Source organism: Methylobacterium oryzae (assembly GCF_021398735.1).
Lineage (GTDB): Bacteria > Pseudomonadota > Alphaproteobacteria > Rhizobiales > Beijerinckiaceae > Methylobacterium.
In genome coordinates, this window is sequence record NZ_CP090349.1 from 1,739,064 (window position 1) to 1,758,604 (window position 19,541).

Consider the following 19,541-nt stretch of genomic DNA (forward strand, 5'->3'; position numbering starts at 1 on the left):
TCGCGGGGTCGATCGACAGCATTCGCAACACGCCGGATTCTCATCAGCGCGCCAGGGTGTGGACCAGGCGGCCGGCAAGCGCGCCGGTTCCGGCCTCCGGAACGGCCTGGACCGTGTAGACGAGGTTCTGCCGCGCGCCCTCGCGCAGGAAATAGCCGAGCGCGCCGTCCGCCAGCCGGACGGCCGGGAGGGCGGCGTCGCGCAGTTCCGGCCCGACCTGCACGCGCAGGCCCGGCTCCGCTCCGATGGCGAGCCCGCACAGGTCCGGCGTGAGGCGGCTCGCGGCCAGGTGATCGCCCGACTCCGCCGGTACCGGGCGCCGCTCGGGCGGGTCGGCTCCGAAGGCGACGCGGCGGCAGGAGGAGCCCGCCGGGGCGCGCAGCTCGGAGACGTGGATCGGCGACGCGATCCGGACTTCGATGCTGGGGGGAGGGCTGGCGGGACCGGCCGGCGCGTCGGGGCGCGGCTTACTGACGGGATCGGGCCGCGTGGCCCCGAGAGCGAGCACACCGGCGAGTCCGGCTGCCGCGACGGCGCCGGCCGGCAACGCGAGACGCCACCATCGCCGCGCCGGCGGCGTCTCGGCCCTCTCCAAAGGCCGCGGCGCGGTCAATGCGGCCAGGGCTGCGGGCACGCTGTGCGACGGCAGGATCCGCACGTTCCGGCCCATGCCGCGGAAGACGGCCTCGGCCTGCGCGCGCTCCGGCCCGTCCGGCAGGAGGACCGCCAGCGCGGCGTCCGGAGCCTCGGCGATCGTCGCAGCGGAGCGCTCGATCTTGTCGAGGAGCGCGTAGTCGCCGGGCAGCACCGCGAGGTCGAGATCGACCGCGCCGGTCGCCCAGAGGATGAGGTCGGCCTCCTCCGGTGCCGCGGCGAGCGGGTGGCCGCCATCGGCAAGGCCGTGCGCCAGGCAGACCGGAACCTCCCAGGAGCGTCCGGCATCGAAGGAGCCCGACAGCCGCAGCTCGTGGGGCTCCGGAGTCCGGCCCGTCCACCGGGCGAGCGGGCCGGCGGCCCCGCAGAGCCGGGCGTAATCGGCCGACCACGGCAGCGGGCGATAATCGCCGTCCGCGAAGGCGGCCGGGGCCGGAAGGCCGGGGCGCGGCCTGAGTCCGCGCAGCACCAGCGGTCCGCGGGTCGTGGGCACCACGACGAGGATGGCCGGACGCGTCATGCGCGGGCCGGTCTCCCGGACGGGCCGAGACCGGCCTGCCGGCTGGTCCGACGGCTCGTCAAAGCAGGAACACCGCGCAGGCCGGGTCGCGGAGCATCCGGCCCATGAGGGCCGCGTCCGGCACGGCCGGGTCGAGGGCGAGCACCGCCGCGCCTTCGATCGCCGGACCGAGGTCGAGCCGGACCGTCTCGTCGCCGAGCCACGCCTCGATCACCCGCGGCATCTGCCCCGACTCGCCGCGCAGGACGAGGAGCGGCGGTGCGCCGTCCGCGGCCTCGAGGATCTCCAGCGCGTAGGCGCCGACCCGGCGCCGGAGAATCGCGCCGTCCGAGGCGGCCGCAGCGAGCGGCGCGTGGGCGAGCGCCAGGGCGCCGAGCATCGTCCGGTAGCGCCGGGCCGTCGCGGCGTCGCCGCGGATCGCCCGCACTGTCGCGAGGTCGACCGGGCCGTCGGGCGCACGGGTCGCGTGGGCCCACAGCCCCGCGTGGTTCGGCCGGGCGGTCGTCGCCGCATCGCGCACGAGGGCGCGGGCCGCGTGGATCTCGGCGAGGAGCCGTGCCGCGTCGCTCACGCCGCGGCCTCCCCGGCATAGGCCGCCGCGAGCGCGACCGCGAAGATGTCCCGATCCGCCGGGAACAGCGCGTCCAGCGGCCGGTGCCGGGCGAGTCCGTCGAGCGACCGCTCCAGGTCGGCCGCCGCCTCGGCGAGGCGCAGCAGCGCCGGTTCGGCGGCCGCGAACCCGGCCGAGAGACCGGCCCGATCATCGAATCCGGCGCGGCGGACGCGGCGCAGGTCGGCCTCGGCGGCCTCCAGCGCGCCCCGCACCGCCTCGGGCAGCGCGTCGCGATCGGCGATCCGGAGGGCCGCCGCGATGCGCAGCATCCGGTCGAGATGGGCCGCGAGCAGTCCCGCGCGCGTCCGGAGTTCGGCGTAGCTCTCGGCCTCCAGGCAGGTCGCCCGCTCGGCGATGGCGGCGCCGCCGCCGCCGCGGCGCAGGCGGTTGGCGATGCCCGACTGGACCCGGCCGAAGCTCACGGCGCGGAGCGTCGTCAGCGGGCGGGTCCGGTGGTAGGGCTCGAGGCGCAGGAAGTCGGCCAGGTCCTCGCGCTCGGCGCCGGTGAGGATCTTCGGGCCCTCCGGCCAGTCCGCCAGCAGGGTCGCGAGCGCCGCGGCGGGTTCGGCGGCCGCGAGATCGCCCAGGGCCGCGTCCAGCCGCTCCTCCCAGCCCGCGTGGGCGTCGAGGGCGGCGGGGGCCGCGAGGGCGTCGAGGCCTTCGAGGAGGCGGCCGGCCGCCTCGAAGGTCACGAAATGCTCCGCGACGATGCGGAAGCCCGGCCGCTCGCCCGTCGCCATCTCGGCGCGCCAGAAATCGAGGATGTCGTCGTCCGCGACGGACCGGCGGCCGCCCAGGAAGGTCAGGAGCGCCCGGAAGCGCCGCTCCAGCGGCGCCAGCGGCAGATGGGCGTTCCGGTAGGCGGCGAGATGCCGGGCCAGCCGCTTGGCCAGGATCGCCGCGCTTTCCGCGTCGGGCGCGGCGGCGAGTTCGTCGAGCCAGCCCGCGACGGTCGCGAACTGGGCCAGGTCCTCCGCGGTGAGCACGAACTCGGCCAGCGCGAGGAGCCGGGCGAGCCCGGCCCAGCCGGTGGACCAGGCGGTGCCGAGCACGGGGCCGCGGTCGTCGACGGCCGGGCCGCCGCCGAAGCGCGCCGAGAGGGCGGCCGGTCGCGCGAGGCCGGGGTCCAGGGCGAGGGTGATGAGATCGCGCCCGTCGCGGGCCCCGGCCGCCTCGGCCAGCGCGGCGAGGGCGTGGGCGAGGTCCCAGAGGGGCTTGTCGCGGTTCGGGCGCACGGCACCCGTGACCACGCGGGCGAGCCAGGCACGGTCGGCGCGGGAGAGATCGCGGCCGTCGCCGACGTTGGCGAGGTCGGCCGCGCAGCGCTCATCGTATCCGCCCGTCATGCGCCTCCCGGTCGCGGGCTGCCACGCAACCCCTTGTGATCGTTCGATTCGCCTTATGGTTACCTCGCGACCGGCCATCCGTCGACCTCCGGCGGCCATCCGGGCGCCACCCGTCTGCTCTGGGCGGTCCAGACGCGCTTCTGATCCCGTCGCGCTCCGGCTCAGCGCACCACGACGCGCGCGGCGGCCTCCGTGACCCCGGGCGTGGCCCGGATTCGGTCGAGGAGGTCCAGCACGTCCGGGGGCTGCAGGAGACGCGCCTCGCCGTCGGCGCCCGGCGCCGCCGCCAGCCACCGCGCCGCGAGCCCCGGCGGCAGGCCGCCCGGCACGCCGAAGCAGGCGAACAGGTTCTCGAAGGGCTCCCCCGCGACGATCTCGTCGAGGCCGTAGCCCCGCGGATAGCGCCGCGAGTCTCCCGGCTTGAGTGCCAGCTGCGAGGCCGGGTTGTCGCGCACCGGCAGGGCGACGAAGGCGGTCTCGTCGGCCGCGACCACCCAGCAGTACAGGTTCTGCGCGACGCGGGACTCGATGCGCATCTCCAGGCGCTGACCGGCCGCGAACGGCGTGGCGGCGGCCGCCACCGAGAGGCGGCCGGCATCCGTGCGCGCGGTGGCGGCGAGGTGATCCAGGAACGGCCGCGGGACGGGATCGCAGCCGAGCCCCTCCGTCGCGATCCGGCGTCGCCCCGTCGGGGCCAGGACGGCGCCGTCGCGCTGGAACTCGACCTCCATCCAGGATTGCCGGTCGTGGTCCGTGCGGAAGCGGCCGCGCGCGGTGACGGTGCCGGCGCAGGCGGTGCCGGGCGGCCGGCGGCGCACGTCGAGGCGCGCGCCGCGGAGCACCCGGTTGGCCGAGCGGGCCTCCGCGTCGAGGGCGATGACGAGGCGGTCCGTGAGGGCGCCGGCGCAGGTGGAATGGCCGCCCTCCGCCACGAACGGGCAGACCTCGACGGCGCCGGCATTCGGTGCGGCCTGCGCGAACGCCTTCACCGCACCGTCCATGACCGCGTCGACGTCGGCGACGCCGGCGCCGACATGGATCGGCACGACCAGAGGGTCGCTCGTCGCCTTGCAGGCGGCGCTCTGCGTCACGGCCTGGAGCCGGACGGAGGCGGTCTCGCCGGCCCGGCGGGGCTCGACCAGGAACACGGCCGCGTCCCCCGCGAAGGCGGACCGGATCTGCGCCTCGGCCTCCGCGCCCGAGAGGCCCGTCGTGCCCTCGCGCAGGGCCTTGATCCGCACGACGTCGGCCGCCGCCGCCAGCCTGACCCGGCCGGTCGCCTGGAGCCGCGTCTCGACGGCGAGGCGCACCTCCTCGGACTGCTCGCGCGACAGGGCCGTCTGGCCGGGCTCGACGCCGACGACCGCGAGCGTCAGGTCCGGCCGGCCGGCACAGGCCGCCACCGCGTCGAGGAACGGTGCCAGCGTCTGCGTCGCAGGGTCGGCGCGCGCCGCCGCCGGGGCGAGCAGCAGCGCGGCGAGGAGGAGGCGCCTCATTCGGTCTCGTTCGCCCGGGCGTACTGATCGAGAGCGCGGACGAAGACCGGATTGAACCGCCCGTCCAAGGCACCGGTGTAGTAATCCGCGTCCTTGATCGCGCGCTGCACCGAGCGGATCGTCTCGGGCTTGAGCTTCTGGGCGGCGGTGTCGGTCGCCGAGACGGAGGCGGCGCCGAGTTCCCCGTGCTTCAGCGCGCGCAGGACCATGTCGGCCGAGCGCACGCCGGGGAAATACCGCCCGAAGCCGTTGTCGATCAGCGTCGCCATCGTGGCCATGGCCACCGGGTCGCCCCGGTCCGCCGCCTGCCGGAAGAGGTCGAAGCCCTGGCGCAGGTCCTTCGGGAAGCCGTAGGCGCCCGTCGCGTAGTGCGGCACGAGCTTGCTGATCGACGCGACGTCGCCCCCGGCCACGGCGCGGCGATACAGGGCGACCGCCTGCGCCTCGTCCTTCGGGATGCCGTTGCCGTACTCCAGCATCCGGGCGGCGTTGGCCAGCGCCACCACGTTCCCGCCTTCACCCGCCTGCCGGTAGAGGCGGAACGCCTCGGCCTGCTGGCGCTTCACGCCCTGGCCGTTCTCGTAGAGGGCGGCGAGGTTGTTCAGCGCCGAGATGCTCCCGGCCTTGGCGGCGCGGTCGTAGGCGGCGAAGGCCTCCTTGTAGCGGTCGGCCCGGTCGTAGGCGCGGCCGAGCTGGTAGGAGAGCCGGCGCAGGTCCGGATAGGCGGCCGCGGCCCCACGGCAGGCTTCGATGGCGGCCGCGGGCTCGATCCGGCCGAGCTTCACGCCCGCGACCCCGCTCGGACGGTCGGGATCGTCCGTGCCGGCGGCGAGCTCGTCGCAGCGCTTGACGCGCGGATCGGCGCTCGGGTTCTTGCCGCCGAGATAGCCCTCGGCGAGGCTGCGATAGGCGCAGACCTCGCCGCAGGAATCGAGATAGGCCTGATATTGCCGCTGGGTCCCGAACTTGGCCCAGTTCTCCTGGTCGATCGCCGCCGCGTCCCGGCGCCGCCCGGCCAGGAGCCTGTCCATGGCCTGAGGCCGGTACAGGCAGGTCTCGCCGCAGGCGCCGATATAGGCCTCGAAGCCCTCCCGGGTGCCGAGCGCTTCGGCCCGCCGCCAGGCCGCCTCGTCCCGGATGGCCTCGACCCCCTTCGCGACGGCCGCCACCGGCAGGGAGGCCTTGAGGACGATCGGGGCCTCGTCGATCTCGGGTACCTGCTCGCGGCCCGACGCGCGGCGGGCCGCGTCCTCCACCTCGCGGCGGAGGTAGCGCTTCAGCTCCGTCCACTGCACGAGCCCGTCGCCGTCGCCCTGATGTTCGCGCGCGTCGGCGAGGCCCGACACGCCCATCAGGAACCGGCTGGTCAGCAGGCCGAGCTTGTTCGCCTCGTCCCAGTTGGCCGGTGTCGCGCCCGATGTCGCCACCAGCCGGACGATGCCGCCCTCCGTCTTCGGCCGGGCGGGCGCGAAGCCGGGCGCGGACACCGCCAGCAGGCTCTCGCCCTTGCGGCCGGTCTCGCCGGTGAAGCAGGCATCGACCATCACGACGAGCTGGTGGTCGGCGCCGATCTTGCGCTTCACGAGCTCGAGGTTGCGGTACAGGGTCTCCAGCGCGTACCCGCTCTCGCCCTGGTTCGGGTTGCCGTCCTCGGGCAGCAGGAACGGCTGCTTGGTGGCGAGATCCGGGACGCCGTGGCCGGAATAGTACACGAAGACGTTCGAGCGGCCCTCGCGCACGCTGCGCCAGAGGCGGCCGGATTGCGGATTCCGCTCGGTGCCGAAGACCTGGTTGAACTCGTTGAGGGTCGCGTCCTTCAGGAGGAAGACGTTGCTCTCGCGGTAGCCCAGGCGCTCGATCAGGTAGGCGCGGATCGCCTCGGCATCATTGTGCGCGTAGTCGACAGGCACGGTCTGCTTGTAGCTGCGGTTCCCGATCACCACCGCCACGGCATCGGCATTGTCGGCGAAGGCTGCCGGATCCGGGGCAGCCCTGGCCGGCGCGAGCGGGGCGAGGCAGGTCATCCCGAGCAGGATGAGCGCGGTGCGGGCGAACCGCCGCAGCGCGGATACCGGGTTGGCTCTCGGCAAGCGCGTCCTCCTGTCCGGGTCGCGGCCCGGTTTCATCGTCCTCGGAGCGGGGCGCGCCCGGTCGGCACGCGCGACAGGGTTATCCGCTGGAGGATCGGGAAACAATCTCACGGTGTGAGCGCGGCCGGTCGAGGCGGCCTCCGCGACGATGCGGATGACATCGGGGGCACAGGTGCCGGCGCGGGGAGCGGGCATCTCAGCCCCAGCCGAGATACGCGACGATCAGGCTGAGGGCGGCGAGGTGGAGCGGCGAGAGGGCGGTCAGCATGGTCTCGCTCCTCACGGCAGGTAGAGACCGCGGCCGCAGCGGCGGGCGCGCCGCGCCTCGAAGTAGCCGGTGTAGCGATTGTAGACCTCGACCGTGCGGTAGACGCAGTAACGGCCGGAGTTGCGGCCGTTGTAGTAGACGCCGCCGTTGTCGAGATCGACGCCGAGGAACTCCTGGTTCCCGTGCTGCGGCGCGGCTTCCTGGGCGAGGGCGGGACCCGCGGCGCAGAGAAGGCTGGCGGCGAGGACGAGGATCTTGGTCTTGGTCATCTCGGGTCTCCCTGGTCGGGCGGTGGATCGTCCGCCTCGACAGGGGCATGGGTCGGCCAGACGCGGTTTCGTGCGGCCGGCGCGGTTTGACGCGAAAAATTTTTTCCGACAGGCGCGGCCGAGATGGCGTCGGTCGTCCGGTAACCGCCCGACGGCGGCGGTGCCCGTCGCCATCGACGGCAGGGTCACCCCGATCAGCCTTGACCCACAGGACCATCGGCGCGCTCCGATCGAGAGCGACGCGGGCACTGCGTTCGGTCCAGAACACGCGACGCGACGGCGTCGAATGCTCATCATCTGCCGCAAGCCATCCTGGCTTACTGAACCGGTAACACTATTTCTCACGACTCGTTGACCCGGGATCGGAGAGGGGTCAATACAGCGTCCGCTGATCGTTGAGAGCCTATGCGATGGAAGGCGAATACTGTTAAGGGCTTCTCTTCATTTGAGAGGTATTCATGAAATCTCTCGTGGTGGCTCCGGCTGCGCGCATGGCGGACCGGATCGTGCTCCCGACCGCCTGAGGGTGGACAGGCTCTCGCCGCCGACCGCCCGGATCCGGTCCACCACGCCTGCGCAACCGTGCGCGGACTGAAGAGCTGTTCTCGACGCCGATGCGGATCGCGCGCGGTGTCGACTCGGAAACGACATCTCCCGGGGCCGACATGTGCCAGGTGTTTCAGCATCCTCCGCGCTCAGCTTGCCTGACCGTCCGTCCTGGGGACCCTCACACCCGATCGGTCTCGGCTCTCCTCGGCGTCGGGATCGCGAGCGCGGCCTTGCTCGGCCCGGCGATGTCGGCGCGGGCCGACGATGGGCCGAGCTACGGCGATGACCGACGCGGCATCTTCCTGCCCTTCCTCAACGCGCCGCGACCCGGCGACGCCATCACGAAGTCCCCGCGCCTCGGCCTGTCGTTCGGCGGCGAGGCTCGTCCGGTGCTCGTTGATACCGGTTCGACCGGCATCGTGGTCTCAGCCGCTCGGATTCCCGACAATGAGAGCCTGCCGAGCGAGCCCGGACGGCTGACCTACTCGAGTTCCGGCCGGATCATGGTCGGACGCTGGGTGCGCGTCCCGGTTTCCATCGTCGGCCGCGATGGAGCGAGCGTGGTCACGCAGCCCATCCGGGTCCTCGCCGTCGACCGGATCGACTGCACCGCGCGCGCTCGCAGCTGCACGCCCGAGGTGGCGCCGGCCCACGTGGCGATGATGGGGATCGGTTTCGGCCGTGAGGACGACAGCCAGACGCAGAGCACGCCGGACACCAATCCGCTCCTCAACGCGGAGCCGCCGGGACCCGGTTCGGTGCACCGCGGCTACGTGCTGACCCGACGCGGCGTGCATGTCGGCTTGACGCGCGCCAACACGCGCGGCCGCTACCGCTTCGTGAAGCTCGACCCGCACCCGCACGTGCCGGGCGACTGGCTCGGCGTTCCCGTCTGCATCACCGTCGACGGCCGTGAGCCCGCCGCCTGCGGCCGGGGGCTCCTCGATACCGGTGTCACCGGCATGTTCCTGACGCTGCCGCCGTCCCAGGTCGCCGACAGCCTCCGGGCCGATGCGGGCGATCACGCCGTGCTCCGCCCGGGAACGCGCCTCGGCTTCCAGTTCGGCGACGCGGCCGGCTACGCGATCGATGTCGGCGACCGAGCCGCGCCGCTCGCTCCCGAACGCATCGTCCTCAACACGGTGCGCCCGCAGCCCTTCGTCAACACGGGGCTGCACGTCCTGAACGGCTTCGACGTCCTCTACGACGCCGACCGCGGCTATTACGGCTTCCGGGCCCGCGACGCACAGTCGGCGTCCGACGACCCGTGATCTGCCCATCGGCCGCCGTGTCGTCCGCCCTCTCCCGCACCGAGTCCGCCATGCTGCGCAACGCCTTTCTGACTGCCGTGATCCTCATCCCGACCGCCGGATACGCGGCGGAGGTCGATTGCGGCGCCTCCGCGAACCAGATGGACGCCAACGTCTGCACGGCCCAGGAATTCGACCGGGCCGATGCGGAGCTGAACCGCCGCTACACGACCCTGCGCAGCAAGCTCGACGAGAACGGCCGACGCAATCTGGTCGCCGCCGAGCGCGCCTGGATCGCCTTCCGCGATTCCGAGTGCAACCTGCGGACCGGCTTCAACACGCTGACGCCCGACGACAACGGAAGCATCGCCCCGATGCTCCTGGGCGCGTGCAAGATCACGCTGACGCGCCAGCGGATCCAGGACCTGACAGCCCAGATCAAGTGTCCGGGCGGCGACCTGTCGTGCTCGCCCTGACTGCCTCCCGTCTTTCCCAACCACCGGCCTGAGCGAGCTGCCATGATCATCGTCACGACCGAGAACATTCCGAACTACCACGTGCGCGAGGTCCGCGGCCCCTGCTTCGGCGCCGTGGTGCACAGCCGCGGTGCGGTGGGCAATTTCACCGCCGGACTGCGCAGCATCATGGGCGGCGAGATCAGCGAGTACAGCCAGCTGATCGAGCAGGCGCGGTCGCAGGCGATCGACCGCATGGCGCAGAACGCGGCGCAACTCGGCGCCAACGCCGTCGTCATGATGCGTTTCGATACCGCGGACACCGACCAGTCGATGATGGGCGTCGTCGCCTACGGCACCGCCGTGGTCGTCGAGGCACGCTGAGGTCGCGGCCCGGGCCGCGTTCCGCTCCGACCCGCCGTCACCCGCCGCGCGCAGGACCCCTCAGCCGGGTCGATGCGACGCGCGAACCGGATCCCAGAGCCATGAATCACAAGCGCCCACGCCTGCTGCAGGTTTCGGCCCCCGTCCTTGCCGGGCTGCTCGCCTGCCTCGCCGTGCCGACGACCGCCCGAGCCGACCAGCCGTCCGCGAAACTGTGTCTGACCGAGACCTCCACGCCGGGCACGACGGCGTGCATGACCCGCGCCCTTCAGGAGGCGGACGCGAAGCTCAACGCGGCCTACAGGAAGGCGATGTCGGTGATCGATCACGACGACCGCACGCCGGACCCCGACGCCAGGGCGCTCTGGAAGACGCGGCTCGAGCGGGCGCAGCGGGCCTGGATTGCCTTCCGGGACGCGGATTGCGGCGACCTGACCGACAGCGAGTGGGCCAACGGGAGCGGCGCGAACGCGGCGCTGCCCGCCTGCCTCTACGACAAGACCGTCCAGAGGACGGCCGACCTGCTGAGCCGCTACCCGCTGCATTGAGAAGCGGCGCGGCATCGCCAGGGGTCCGTCGCGGGCCGGTGAATACTTCGGTTCCGCCGGAAGCTCCTCCGGCCCCGATGCAGTCCTCGTGCGCCTGCGGACGGCCGTCCGGCGCCCGATCTCACCCCGCTTCGATGGGACCGGGAGGACGCGGCGCCGGCGGCTCGGCCGGCGGGTCCCCGTCGGGCGGTGCGGGCTCCGGCAGCGGATCGTCGATGGGAGGCAGCGGGTCGTCTCCGGGACGCGGCGTATCCGACGACATGGTGCGGTGTCCTGTCCGAATCTTCGGGCGGTCGGGGACGTAACGCGCGTCGGTCCGGTCGGATGCGACCTCGTCAGCCGAAGGTCAGCGCCGACCGTTCCCGGAGCGCCCTGCGCAGGGCCCGGCTGAGGTCGGCCACCGAGTAGGGCTTGTGCAGGAGCTCGAAGCCGGCGGTGCCCTCCGACGCCAGCACGTGGCTGTAGCCGGAGGTGAGGACGACGGGCAGGTAGGGACGACGGCGCCTGATCTCCCGGGCCAGATCGACACCGTTCATGCCCGGCATCACCACGTCGGAGAAGACGATCTCGATCTCCTGGCCGTTCGCCTCGATCGTGGCGATAGCCGCCTGTGCGTCCTTCACCCAGACAGCCCTGTAGCCGAGTTCCACGAGGGCTTGCCGGGCGAAGGCGCCGACCTCCTCGTTGTCCTCCACCACGAGGACGGGCGTGCCGTGACCCTCGGCGAGCGGCTCCGGCTCGTCCGGCACGCCCTCCTGGACCTCCGCCTGCTGGGACCGCGGCAGGAACAGCGTGAAGGTGGTCCCGACGCCGACGACGCTGTCGACCGCGACGTCACCGCCCGACTGCTTGGCGAAGCCGAACACCTGGCTGAGGCCGAGGCCGGTGCCGTGGCCGACGCCCTTCGTCGTGAAGAACGGCTCGAAGATGCGTTCGAGGAGGTCCGCTTCGATGCCCGAGCCGGTATCCGAGACCGACACGGCCACGAAATCGCCGGGCACGGCCGGATGCGCCCGCAGCGCCGGGATCCGGTCCGCGCGCCGCACCTTGATCACGAGGCGGCCCTCGCCCTGCATGGCATCGCGGGCGTTCACCACGAGGTTGACGAGGGCCGTGTCGAACTGGCTGGGGTCGGCATCGACGTGGCAGCGCAGCCTGCGGCCGTCCGCGTCCGTGCCGGCATCCGTGTCGGTCGCGACGTGGATGCGCGCGCCGGTCAGCGTGCCGACCATGTCGGCGATGGCGGCCACCGACTGCACCACGTCGAAGATCGACGGTCGGAGTGCCTGCCGGCGCGCGAAGGCCAGCAACTGGCTGGTCAATCTGGCGGCGCGGTCGACCGTGTCGGCGATGGCGTCGACGTAGCGGCCCCGCCGATCCTCGCTGAGGCCCGGTCGCTTCAACAGATCGGTCGACGACTTGATGACGGTCAGCAGGTTGTTGAAGTCGTGCGCCACGCCGCCGGTGAGCTGCCCGACGGCCTCCATCTTCTGCGACTGACGCAGCTGCTCCTCGAGGGCGCGGCGCTCCGTGACGTCGCGCCCTGTCGCGTGGAACCGGTCCCCGCGCGCGATGGCGTTCCAGGCGATCCAGCGATACGCGCCGTCGGCGGTCCGGAACCGGACGTCGAGGTCCGACAGCGTGTGGCCGGTCCGCAGCGTCTCGAACGCGCTGGCCGCGGTCTCGCCGTCGTCCGGATGGATCAGGGTATCGATGCGGATGCCGACCAAGCTGCCGGCCGGCCACCCGAGCAGCTCCGTCCAGGCCGGGTTGACCGCCTGGCAGGTTCCGTCGAGGGCGCAGACCACGAGAAGGTCGCGGCTCGTCCGCCAGACCAGGTCATGCTCGATCTTCCGGTCGCGCGTCCGGGCCTCCCGCCGCTCCTCGTCCGCCTGCCGGGCCGCCGGATCCTCGAGAAGGATCGCGACGCGGTTCTGCGTCCCGCTACCGGTCCGCATCGCGCGGACGTCGAGGATGGGCCCCGTTCGCGACAGGGCTCCCTTGAACCGGGCGCTGTGCCCGGATCGCGCTACCTCACCGAGGGTGTCGAACCAGCGTCGGGCGTGGTCCGGCTCGAGCGCGCTCATCCAGCGTCCCGCCGCGGCGCCGAGGCCGGACTGATCCTCGAAGGCGGCGTTGGTCTCCACCACGCGGTAATCCGCGGCCCTGCCATCCCCGTCGAAGCGCAGCTCGACGATGCAGAAGCCCACCGCGTCGTCCGCCCGGGCATGCCGCGGCGCGATGGTCCGCTCGACGGCCTGCGCCTCGCGCTGCCGGAAGCGGGTGAGGTCGAGCTGACTGCCGAAGAAGAACAGCAACTCGCCGAGCGGTCCGAAGACGGGGCTGATGTAGAGTTCGTTGACGAAGGTGCTGCCGTCGCGCCGATAGTTCAGCAGCTCGACCACCACGTCGCGCCGCGCGGCGATGGCATCGCGGATGCGGGCGACATCGGCCGGATCCGTCGCGGGCCCCTGGAGGAAGCGACAATTGCGCCCGATCAGCTCTCCCGCCGAGTAGCCGGAGAGTTCCAGGAAGGCGCGGTTGGCGAAGACGATCGGGTTGTCGGGCAGGTTCGGATCGGTGACGATCATCGCCATCCGGGTCTTGTCGGCGGCGGTGAACAGAAGATCGGAGCGGGCGGTGCCGACTCCGGCCAGAGTGGTTGTCGGGGCGGTGACTGGGGCCTGTGACGCGCGCAGGCGCGCGTTCTCATCAACCAGCGCGCGCTCGCGCCGACGCAGCCGCTCGACCTCCCCCCGAAGATCTTCGATGCTCATGGCCCGGTCTTATCCGGAGCCGCCGCCGCGTCCAACCGCAACCGGCACGCGGATGCGAGAAGGGGGTGTGACCTCTGGTCCCGACAGTGCCGGCGTCGGACACCGGGCGTTCGGATCCTGCGATGCCGAAAGGGGGCGGGTCCGCCGGTTCCTGACCCGCGATGACCGGCGCTGCCTCCACTGGAATCCGGGGGACAGCGGCGGGCTGCGGGCGGTCGTACCGCCGGGACCGGTCTCTCGCGTTCCGGCCGGATGCGACCTCGGGACCCCGCGAACGAGAACGGCCGGAGTTCGACTCCGGCCGTTCGGTCGACGCGGTGCGTGTCGCTTACCGCAGGAGCTGGAGGACGCCCTGCTGGGCTGAGTTGGCCAGCGACAGGGCCGAGATGCCCATCGACTGGCGGGTCGACAGCGCCTGCGAGTTCGCCGCCTCCTGGTTCAGGTCGGCGTTGGTCAGGTTGGCCGAGCCCGTCTGCAGCACGTTGATCAGCTGCTTGGAGAAGTCCTGGCGGTTCTGAACCACCGATAGGTTCGAGCCCAGCGTGCTCGCCGCGGAGTTCAGGGCCGCGCCGGCCGTGGTCAGGACCGCCAGGGTCTTGTTGACGTCGGCGTTCAGCAGGAAGTTGCCGAGGCCGTTCTGGCTGGTCGAGCTGTTCGAGTTGGTGATCGACGACAGGCCCAGGCCGCTGGAGGTCGCGTCGACCGAGGCGACGTTCAGGTTCGAGCTGCCGGTGTCGTTGAACTTGATGTTCATGTCATTGCCCTTGCCGGCAATGAGGTTGACGCCGTTGTAGCTGGCGTCGCTGGCGAGCTGCGTGATCTGGTTGAGCAGGTTGTTGTACTGATTGGCCAGCGAGGCGCGCTGCGTCACGCCCGAGATCGACAGGTCGCTGGACACCACGGTGCTGGCGGCGGTGCCGTAGGTCGAGGCGGTGGTGGCCGAGGCGGTGAAGCCGAGCGCCGTCTGGCTGCCGGAGTTCTGGAATTCCACGTCCGCCTGGGCGTTCAGGACGATCTTGGTGCCGGTGCTGTCGACCGAGAAGATCGCGCCGGCGCCGAAGGCGCCGCTCGACGAGGTCGAGGCCGAGCTGACCGCGGCGTTGAGGGCGGCGACCGTGGCGTTGACGCTCGAGGAGGCGGCGACCGTGGCCGAGACCGAGCTGCCGTTGATGGTCAGGAGCACGGTCGAGGAGGCGGTGCTGGCGCTGTAGGCGTTGGCGGCGGTGCCGGTGGTGGAGAGCTGGGTCGAGAGCGCCTGGTTGGCGATCGACTTGGCCTGGTCCACGAGCTTCTGGATCGAGGTGATGCCCTGGTTGGCGGCCTGGATCGACTGGATGCCGTTGGAGATGCCGTCGAGGAGGGAGTTCAGGCTCGAGGAGCGTCCGTCGAGGGCCTGGGAGGTGAAGAAGTTGGTCGGGTTGTCGAGGGCGGAGTTGACGGTCTTGCCGGTCGCGAGCCGGTTCTGGGTGGTCGCCATCAGCTGGGCGGTGTCCTGCAGCGAGAGCAGGTTCTGGCGCGTCGCGGCCGACAGGGTGATGGAGGACATGGATCGCTATCTTTCCAACCGGAGCAACCCGATTCTCGGGGATGACTAAGAATACCGGTTAGGGTTAAGTCCGGATTAAGCGCGCGAGTATTTTCGCCGCGCCGGTAGCGTTACCGGAAAATTTACGGCCCGCGCGCGCAAGCCAGTCCCGGACGGCATCGATCAGGGGCGTCCCGACCAGGAGGTCATCGGAGACTTGAAGCGGCGGGAGTCCATCCCGTCCGGCGCGGGCGGATCAGGCGATCCGGCCGGCGCCTCGCGCCGCGGGACGGATTCTCAGTCCAGCGCGTAGCCGAGCATCCCTTCGGACATGTGACCCTCACAGTCCGGGACGGTCGACACGAAATGATCGCGGCCTCCGGCGATGCAACGGTAGATCGGATGGCTCCCCGGCCTCTGCGCCTCGTAGACGTAGCCGGTCTGCCCGAGCGGTGTCTGGCCCTCGCATCTCGGGTCGCGGCTGAGGAAGTGGTCCTGTCCTGCCGCGCAGCTCATCAGCATCGCGGTCCCGGGCGCCGGGAGCGTCAACACGGTACCGAGGCTGCGCTCGATCGTGTAGCCCGGCCCGATATAGCCGGTCGTCACCCAGTGGCCGCCGGGCCCGAAGGCGCGCCGCAGGGGAAGGCGGTCGGCGCCCTTCGGCCGCCGCGCCTCGGCGACCCGCCACGTGCCGGGATAGGGGTCACCCCCTGAGAAGAAGACCGTGATGTCCGGCAGGAACGGCGTCAGGAACCCCGCCCCGTCGCGCTGGAAGCCGGGACTGTGGTTCAGGTAGAAGCCCGTGACGTCGGAGTTCAGGTAGCCCAGGGGTGTCCACGCCGCCGGCGCCCCGCTCAGCACCGCCTTCAGGGGCATCCTGAACAGCCCCATCTGGTAGGTTTCCCGGTCGGGATTGCGCCCCGGATCCTTGCAGGCCACCTGCTGGCACACGCGGCCCGGCAACCCGGTGATGACGTAGACCTCGCCGGTCTTGGGATCGTAGGCGAAATCCGAGTTCGGGTTGATGGTCGAGCCGTCGGTCGTGGCGTTGGGGACTCGCGCCGGCGCCCCGAAATGCACGCCGTCGGCCGTGTGCCGGACGTAGAGGTCCCCGAAGCCCGGCACGCCCTGCGGCCCGGTGAGATCCGTGGTGAAGACGAACAGGCCGGACCGGCCGTCCGAGAAGGTCGCCGGCTGGCCCGTGCCGTAATTGCCCTGCGCGATGACCGGGTTGATCGGCTTGATGACCGGTTCCGGGTAGTCGACCCACGTCACCTTGTCGTTCGAGAAGGCGAGGCCGGTCTGGTTGTTGTTTCCGGGCAGGTTGTCGGCGCCCGAATAGTACATCGCGTAGGCGTAGGTCTGCCCGTCCGCCGGGTTGACGAAGCGGCCCCGGATCACGCTGGGATCACAGACGTACTGCCGGTTCCAGGAGTTGGGCGTCGGCTGGAACACGATCCGCGCCGGCGAGAAGCCGGTCTGCGGCGTGTAGGAGCGATGGAAGATGACGTCCGTCTTGCCCTGACCGCACCACCAGATGTCGGTGGTCCCGTTCTCGGTGATGACGCTCGGCGCGTAGTTGTAGCCGGCTGGATTGGACTCGTTGACGAACAGCGGTTGCGCCTCCGGCCCCTTCCAGCCGGCCTCGCCCGCGACCGGGACGGCGAGCACTGCCAGGAGCATCCCGACGAGAGCGCCCTTCCGCGCAACGAGAACCGGCAGCATCCTCATTCCCATCGCTCCCACCGGTCCGCTCCTGACTCCGAGATGCCGAGACATTCCGGCGGCGTGCTGACGACCGGAATGTGGCCGTCTGATATCCGGCGGCTCTGACCGGCGGCTCCGATCGTGTCCCGACGCGTCTCCCGCGGACGCGATCACGCGCCCTGCGCGGGCGGGACCGCGCGGCGGCAGACCGGCCGCAGGGCGCGGTCGAGCAGCGATTGCCGCCCGAGGATCATCTCGAAGAAATCGTACTCCCCCGGCCTGAAATTGGCTTTCAGGAACTGGAAGTGCATGTGGAAAGGCTTGAGGCGCAGACGCTTGTAGTCGTCCTCGGGTATCCTGTCCTTGACCCCGGCGGAACGGATGAGCGGGTTGCAGGCCAGGAAGGCGGGTCGTCCGAATCCGAGATCGAAGATCGGATTGAAGCCGTAGCAGTTGAGCCAATCCTGGGGGGCTTGGTAGTCGCACCAGACGATGCGGTCGCTGAAGACGAGGGTCGCGATGTCGTCGCGCAGCGCGCGGGCCTCGTGCTGGAGCGCCACGAAGGGCAGCCCCGAGCCGAGCGTGACGAGCGACAGGCGCGGATGCCCTCGATCGTCGGTCCCGAGGCGCGCGAGGACCTGCGCGGCAACCTCGACCGCCATGGCTGCGCCGAGGGAATGGCCGACGATCATGACCTCGTCGGGCGCGTCCGCCGGGTTCGCGCGCCAGTGGGCCAGTTCGGCCAGGACACGGTCCCGGAAGGCCGCGACCCGGTCCGCGTAATCCGGCCGCCGACCGGTCGCGTGCTGCCAGAAGAAGATCCGGATGCTCAGGATGTGCCAGAAGAACAGGCGCCCGAGCACCTTCTTGGCGCCGTACAGGAGCGCGAGCGCCGCGGCCGCGAGAAGCAGCGCCACGCCGACCGTTTCCGTCAGCGCCGACGGGCTGACGGCAGCGTAGATCGCGGTGCCGAGCGCGATCAGGAGCGCCGGGGCCACGAAGGCGACGAAGAACGGGAAGGCGGTCAGCACCGTGTAGGGCCATCCGAACCGGGACGTCTTGAAGACCAATCCCTGTGCGAGCCCCGCCGCGACGCTCCGCGCCAGCAGAGCCAGCTTGCGCGACACGGGACGCGCGAGATCCGCATGGACGATATCGCTCCAGATCAGGGTCTCGCAGCGGACCGCCGCACCGTCGCCGTCGGCGGGTGCGTCGACCGTCCAGCTCCGGGTCAGACCATCCGGATCGGTCCGGATCTCCGAGACCGCGCGCGGCATCGCCCCGAACCGGGTCGCGTGACGGTGAAGCTCCCGCTTGAAGAAGGCGGGGAAGCGGATGCCGCTGCGGGCGTCGAATCCGTGAATGAAAAAGACATGTCGCCGCGCCACCGGTGCCGGATGAAGGTCTCTCAACTTGAAGGGCGTGAACGATAAGTAGCCGCGGACCATGTGATCGATCGAGGACGAGAGCACGAGAGGGATTCGTGGCGGTCGACGGCGCCCGCAGGGGCGGCTCCATTGCACCATCGCGGAGGGCTCCACAACAGCGCACCGGCGGATCTGGTTCCGCCACCGGCCAGCATTCATGATCCGGGCGGCATTCCCGGCACTGTCGCCCGGCAACACCGGCGGCGCCGAAAATCCGTTTCGCGCTCGGGGGGGACTGGACTTGGGAAAACTGAGCCTCCTACGGTGCGGGACGCGGGGGCGGTGTTCAAGATTCGTATGGGTTTGTCAGAGGCCGTGAGGGCGCTCCGCAGCGGCGCCCTCCGCCGTCACAAGATCGGCCATATCCAGGCCGTCTTCGACGCTGCGCCGAGCGGCTGCGTCGTGCTCGCCGGCGACTCGCACGCGGCTCACATGCCGCGGCCGGTCGTTTCCCGTCCCGTGCTGAATGCCGGGCTCGCGGGCGCGACGGCCCGCTCCTACCGCCGGGCCCTCGACCTGCTGCGTGCGCCCCTGCCGGCCTTCCTGGCGGTCCTGTTCGTCGGGACCAACGACATCCGCTCGCCGTCGGCGCTCGGGCGATCGGCGACGGCCGATTTCTCCGACCACGCGGATCGCATCGTCGACCGCTTCCAGGCCTTCGCCCTCGACACGCTGGTCTCGGCGCTGCCGCCCACGCCGGGCTCGTGGGTTACCGAGCGCGATCCCGCCGCGGTCGAGGTCTATTCCGATCTCCTCCGCGCCGTCTGCGCACGCCGGGGGGTCTCGTTCTTCGACCCGTTCGCGGCGCTGCGCGGAGCGCGCTTCGGTCTCGCCGAGGACGAGGCCTTCGTCGAAGGGACGCATCTGCGGGATTACGCGGCCGTCGCCGCGCGCGTCGCCGGCCAGATCCGCGACCGGTACGGTCTCGATCATTATCTGGAGAGCCCGCTCCCGGGCTTCGATGAGGCCTATTACAGGAGCTGGTACGCCGACACGTGCCAGTATCCCCACGGTCCGGCGCGACACTACCTCGATCTCGGCTGGCGCGAGGGCCGTGACCCGAGCGGGCATTTCAGCACCGACGGGTATCTCGACGCGAACCCGGATGTTCGCGTGGCCGGGGTCAACCCGCTCGTCCACTTCCTGGAGGTCGGCTTCGCGCAGGGGCGGACCGGCTGGCAGAAGGCGCGCACGCATCCGACGCGCTATCGCGGCGTCGACCCGGACACCTGAGGGCAGCGCCGCGGGCCGGCAGCGCGCACGCCATCGTGACCGCCGCCGCCGCGAAGCTGACGCAGGACGGTGTACGCATGTGATCATGCGCCTCCTCCTCGCCGTCCCACTCCTCGTCCTCATCGCCACCGGAGCGTCGGCCGGAGAGCCGCTCCTCGACGGACCCGTCGTCGCCGGCGGCTTCGGGATGGGCGGGTCGGACTATTACGGCGACGTTCACAGCCGCATGCCGTTCACCGGCGAGGCACCGCCGCGGCCGGTCGGGATGGCCGACATCGTGCGCGTCCGGGCGGCCCGCGCGCGCGCCGCGACCGCGTCCCGGCGACAGGCGCCGCACCGACCTGCGCATCGCGGCTGAGTGTCTCCGGCCTCCGCCGATCCGAACCAGCCGGACGAGGAGAGCGCGGTCCGAACGATCGGGCCGTAGCCG

At 71.5% G+C, this 19,541-nt stretch carries 16 protein-coding genes; 6 read left to right on the forward strand and 10 right to left on the reverse strand.

The window, feature by feature from the left end:
• Nucleotides 1-43: 43 nt before the first annotated feature.
• The 6 genes from LXM90_RS08360 to LXM90_RS08385 form a co-directional block, all read right to left on the reverse strand.
• Complete coding sequence (locus tag LXM90_RS08360; RefSeq protein WP_234082339.1) at nt 44-1,174, reverse strand: hypothetical protein; 1,131 nt, start codon at nt 1,172-1,174, stop codon at nt 44-46.
• Nucleotides 1,175-1,232: 58 nt separating this feature from the next.
• Nucleotides 1,233-1,745 (reverse strand): hypothetical protein, encoded by a 513-nt coding sequence (locus LXM90_RS08365; RefSeq protein ID WP_234082342.1) that lies wholly within the window; start codon nt 1,743-1,745, stop codon nt 1,233-1,235.
• Nucleotides 1,742-3,133 (reverse strand): hypothetical protein, encoded by a 1,392-nt coding sequence (locus tag LXM90_RS08370; protein WP_234082345.1) that lies wholly within the window; start codon nt 3,131-3,133, stop codon nt 1,742-1,744. Before LXM90_RS08370 ends, LXM90_RS08365 begins: the two co-directional genes overlap by 4 nt.
• A gap of 161 nt (nt 3,134-3,294) precedes the next feature.
• On the reverse strand, nt 3,295-4,629 hold the full coding sequence (locus tag LXM90_RS08375; protein ID WP_103985765.1) for a hypothetical protein: 1,335 nt from the start codon (nt 4,627-4,629) through the stop codon (nt 3,295-3,297).
• Complete coding sequence (locus tag LXM90_RS08380) at nt 4,626-6,719, reverse strand: caspase family protein (protein WP_042672952.1); 2,094 nt, start codon at nt 6,717-6,719, stop codon at nt 4,626-4,628. The genes LXM90_RS08375 and LXM90_RS08380 overlap by 4 nt, the downstream gene beginning before the upstream one ends.
• Before the next feature lie 279 nt (nt 6,720-6,998).
• Complete coding sequence (locus LXM90_RS08385) at nt 6,999-7,256, reverse strand: hypothetical protein (RefSeq protein WP_020094549.1); 258 nt, start codon at nt 7,254-7,256, stop codon at nt 6,999-7,001.
• A 779-nt stretch (nt 7,257-8,035) separates the two neighbouring features.
• On the opposite strand from LXM90_RS08385, the gene LXM90_RS08390 reads away from it, so the two are divergent.
• The 4 genes from LXM90_RS08390 to LXM90_RS08405 all read left to right on the forward strand — a co-directional run bounded on the left by LXM90_RS08390 (nt 8,036) and on the right by LXM90_RS08405 (nt 10,442).
• Nucleotides 8,036-9,076 (forward strand): hypothetical protein, encoded by a 1,041-nt coding sequence (locus LXM90_RS08390; protein WP_307188526.1) that lies wholly within the window; start codon nt 8,036-8,038, stop codon nt 9,074-9,076.
• A 50-nt stretch (nt 9,077-9,126) separates the two neighbouring features.
• Nucleotides 9,127-9,531, forward strand: coding sequence for a lysozyme inhibitor LprI family protein (locus LXM90_RS08395; RefSeq protein ID WP_234082366.1), 405 nt, complete (start codon nt 9,127-9,129; stop codon nt 9,529-9,531).
• 42 nt (nt 9,532-9,573) lie between these two features.
• The gene (locus LXM90_RS08400) at nt 9,574-9,894 is read left to right on the forward strand and encodes a YbjQ family protein (RefSeq protein WP_020094546.1); all 321 of its coding nucleotides are present in this window, start codon (nt 9,574-9,576) and stop codon (nt 9,892-9,894) included.
• A gap of 101 nt (nt 9,895-9,995) precedes the next feature.
• Nucleotides 9,996-10,442: a lysozyme inhibitor LprI family protein gene (locus LXM90_RS08405; RefSeq protein ID WP_234082369.1), complete on the forward strand. Its 447-nt coding sequence runs from the start codon at nt 9,996-9,998 to the stop codon at nt 10,440-10,442.
• Nucleotides 10,443-10,777: 335 nt separating this feature from the next.
• Here the strand turns inward: LXM90_RS08405 and LXM90_RS08410 are convergent, their stop codons facing one another.
• The 4 genes from LXM90_RS08410 to LXM90_RS08430 all read right to left on the reverse strand — a co-directional run bounded on the left by LXM90_RS08410 (nt 10,778) and on the right by LXM90_RS08430 (nt 17,923).
• On the reverse strand, nt 10,778-13,219 hold the full coding sequence (locus LXM90_RS08410; RefSeq protein ID WP_042672954.1) for a PAS domain S-box protein: 2,442 nt from the start codon (nt 13,217-13,219) through the stop codon (nt 10,778-10,780).
• 328 nt (nt 13,220-13,547) lie between these two features.
• A complete protein-coding gene (locus tag LXM90_RS08420) occupies nt 13,548-14,765 on the reverse strand; it encodes a flagellin (protein ID WP_042672956.1) in 1,218 nt (405 codons plus the stop codon).
• Nucleotides 14,766-15,041: 276 nt separating this feature from the next.
• Nucleotides 15,042-16,475, reverse strand: coding sequence for a hypothetical protein (locus tag LXM90_RS08425; RefSeq protein WP_234082372.1), 1,434 nt, complete (start codon nt 16,473-16,475; stop codon nt 15,042-15,044).
• 146 nt (nt 16,476-16,621) lie between these two features.
• Nucleotides 16,622-17,923 carry a lipase family protein gene (locus LXM90_RS08430; protein WP_020096557.1) on the reverse strand — a complete coding sequence of 434 codons (1,302 nt, stop codon included), beginning with the start codon at nt 17,921-17,923 and terminating at the stop codon, nt 16,622-16,624.
• 270 nt (nt 17,924-18,193) lie between these two features.
• Here LXM90_RS08430 and LXM90_RS08435 point away from each other — a divergent pair, with 270 nt between their 5' ends.
• Together LXM90_RS08435 and LXM90_RS08440 are read left to right on the forward strand one after the other, a co-directional pair.
• The gene (locus tag LXM90_RS08435; protein WP_103985771.1) at nt 18,194-19,111 is read left to right on the forward strand and encodes an SGNH/GDSL hydrolase family protein; all 918 of its coding nucleotides are present in this window, start codon (nt 18,194-18,196) and stop codon (nt 19,109-19,111) included.
• An 85-nt stretch (nt 19,112-19,196) separates the two neighbouring features.
• Nucleotides 19,197-19,469 carry a hypothetical protein gene (locus tag LXM90_RS08440; RefSeq protein ID WP_042672101.1) on the forward strand — a complete coding sequence of 91 codons (273 nt, stop codon included), beginning with the start codon at nt 19,197-19,199 and terminating at the stop codon, nt 19,467-19,469.
• The last annotated feature ends 72 nt before the right edge of the window (nt 19,470-19,541 follow it).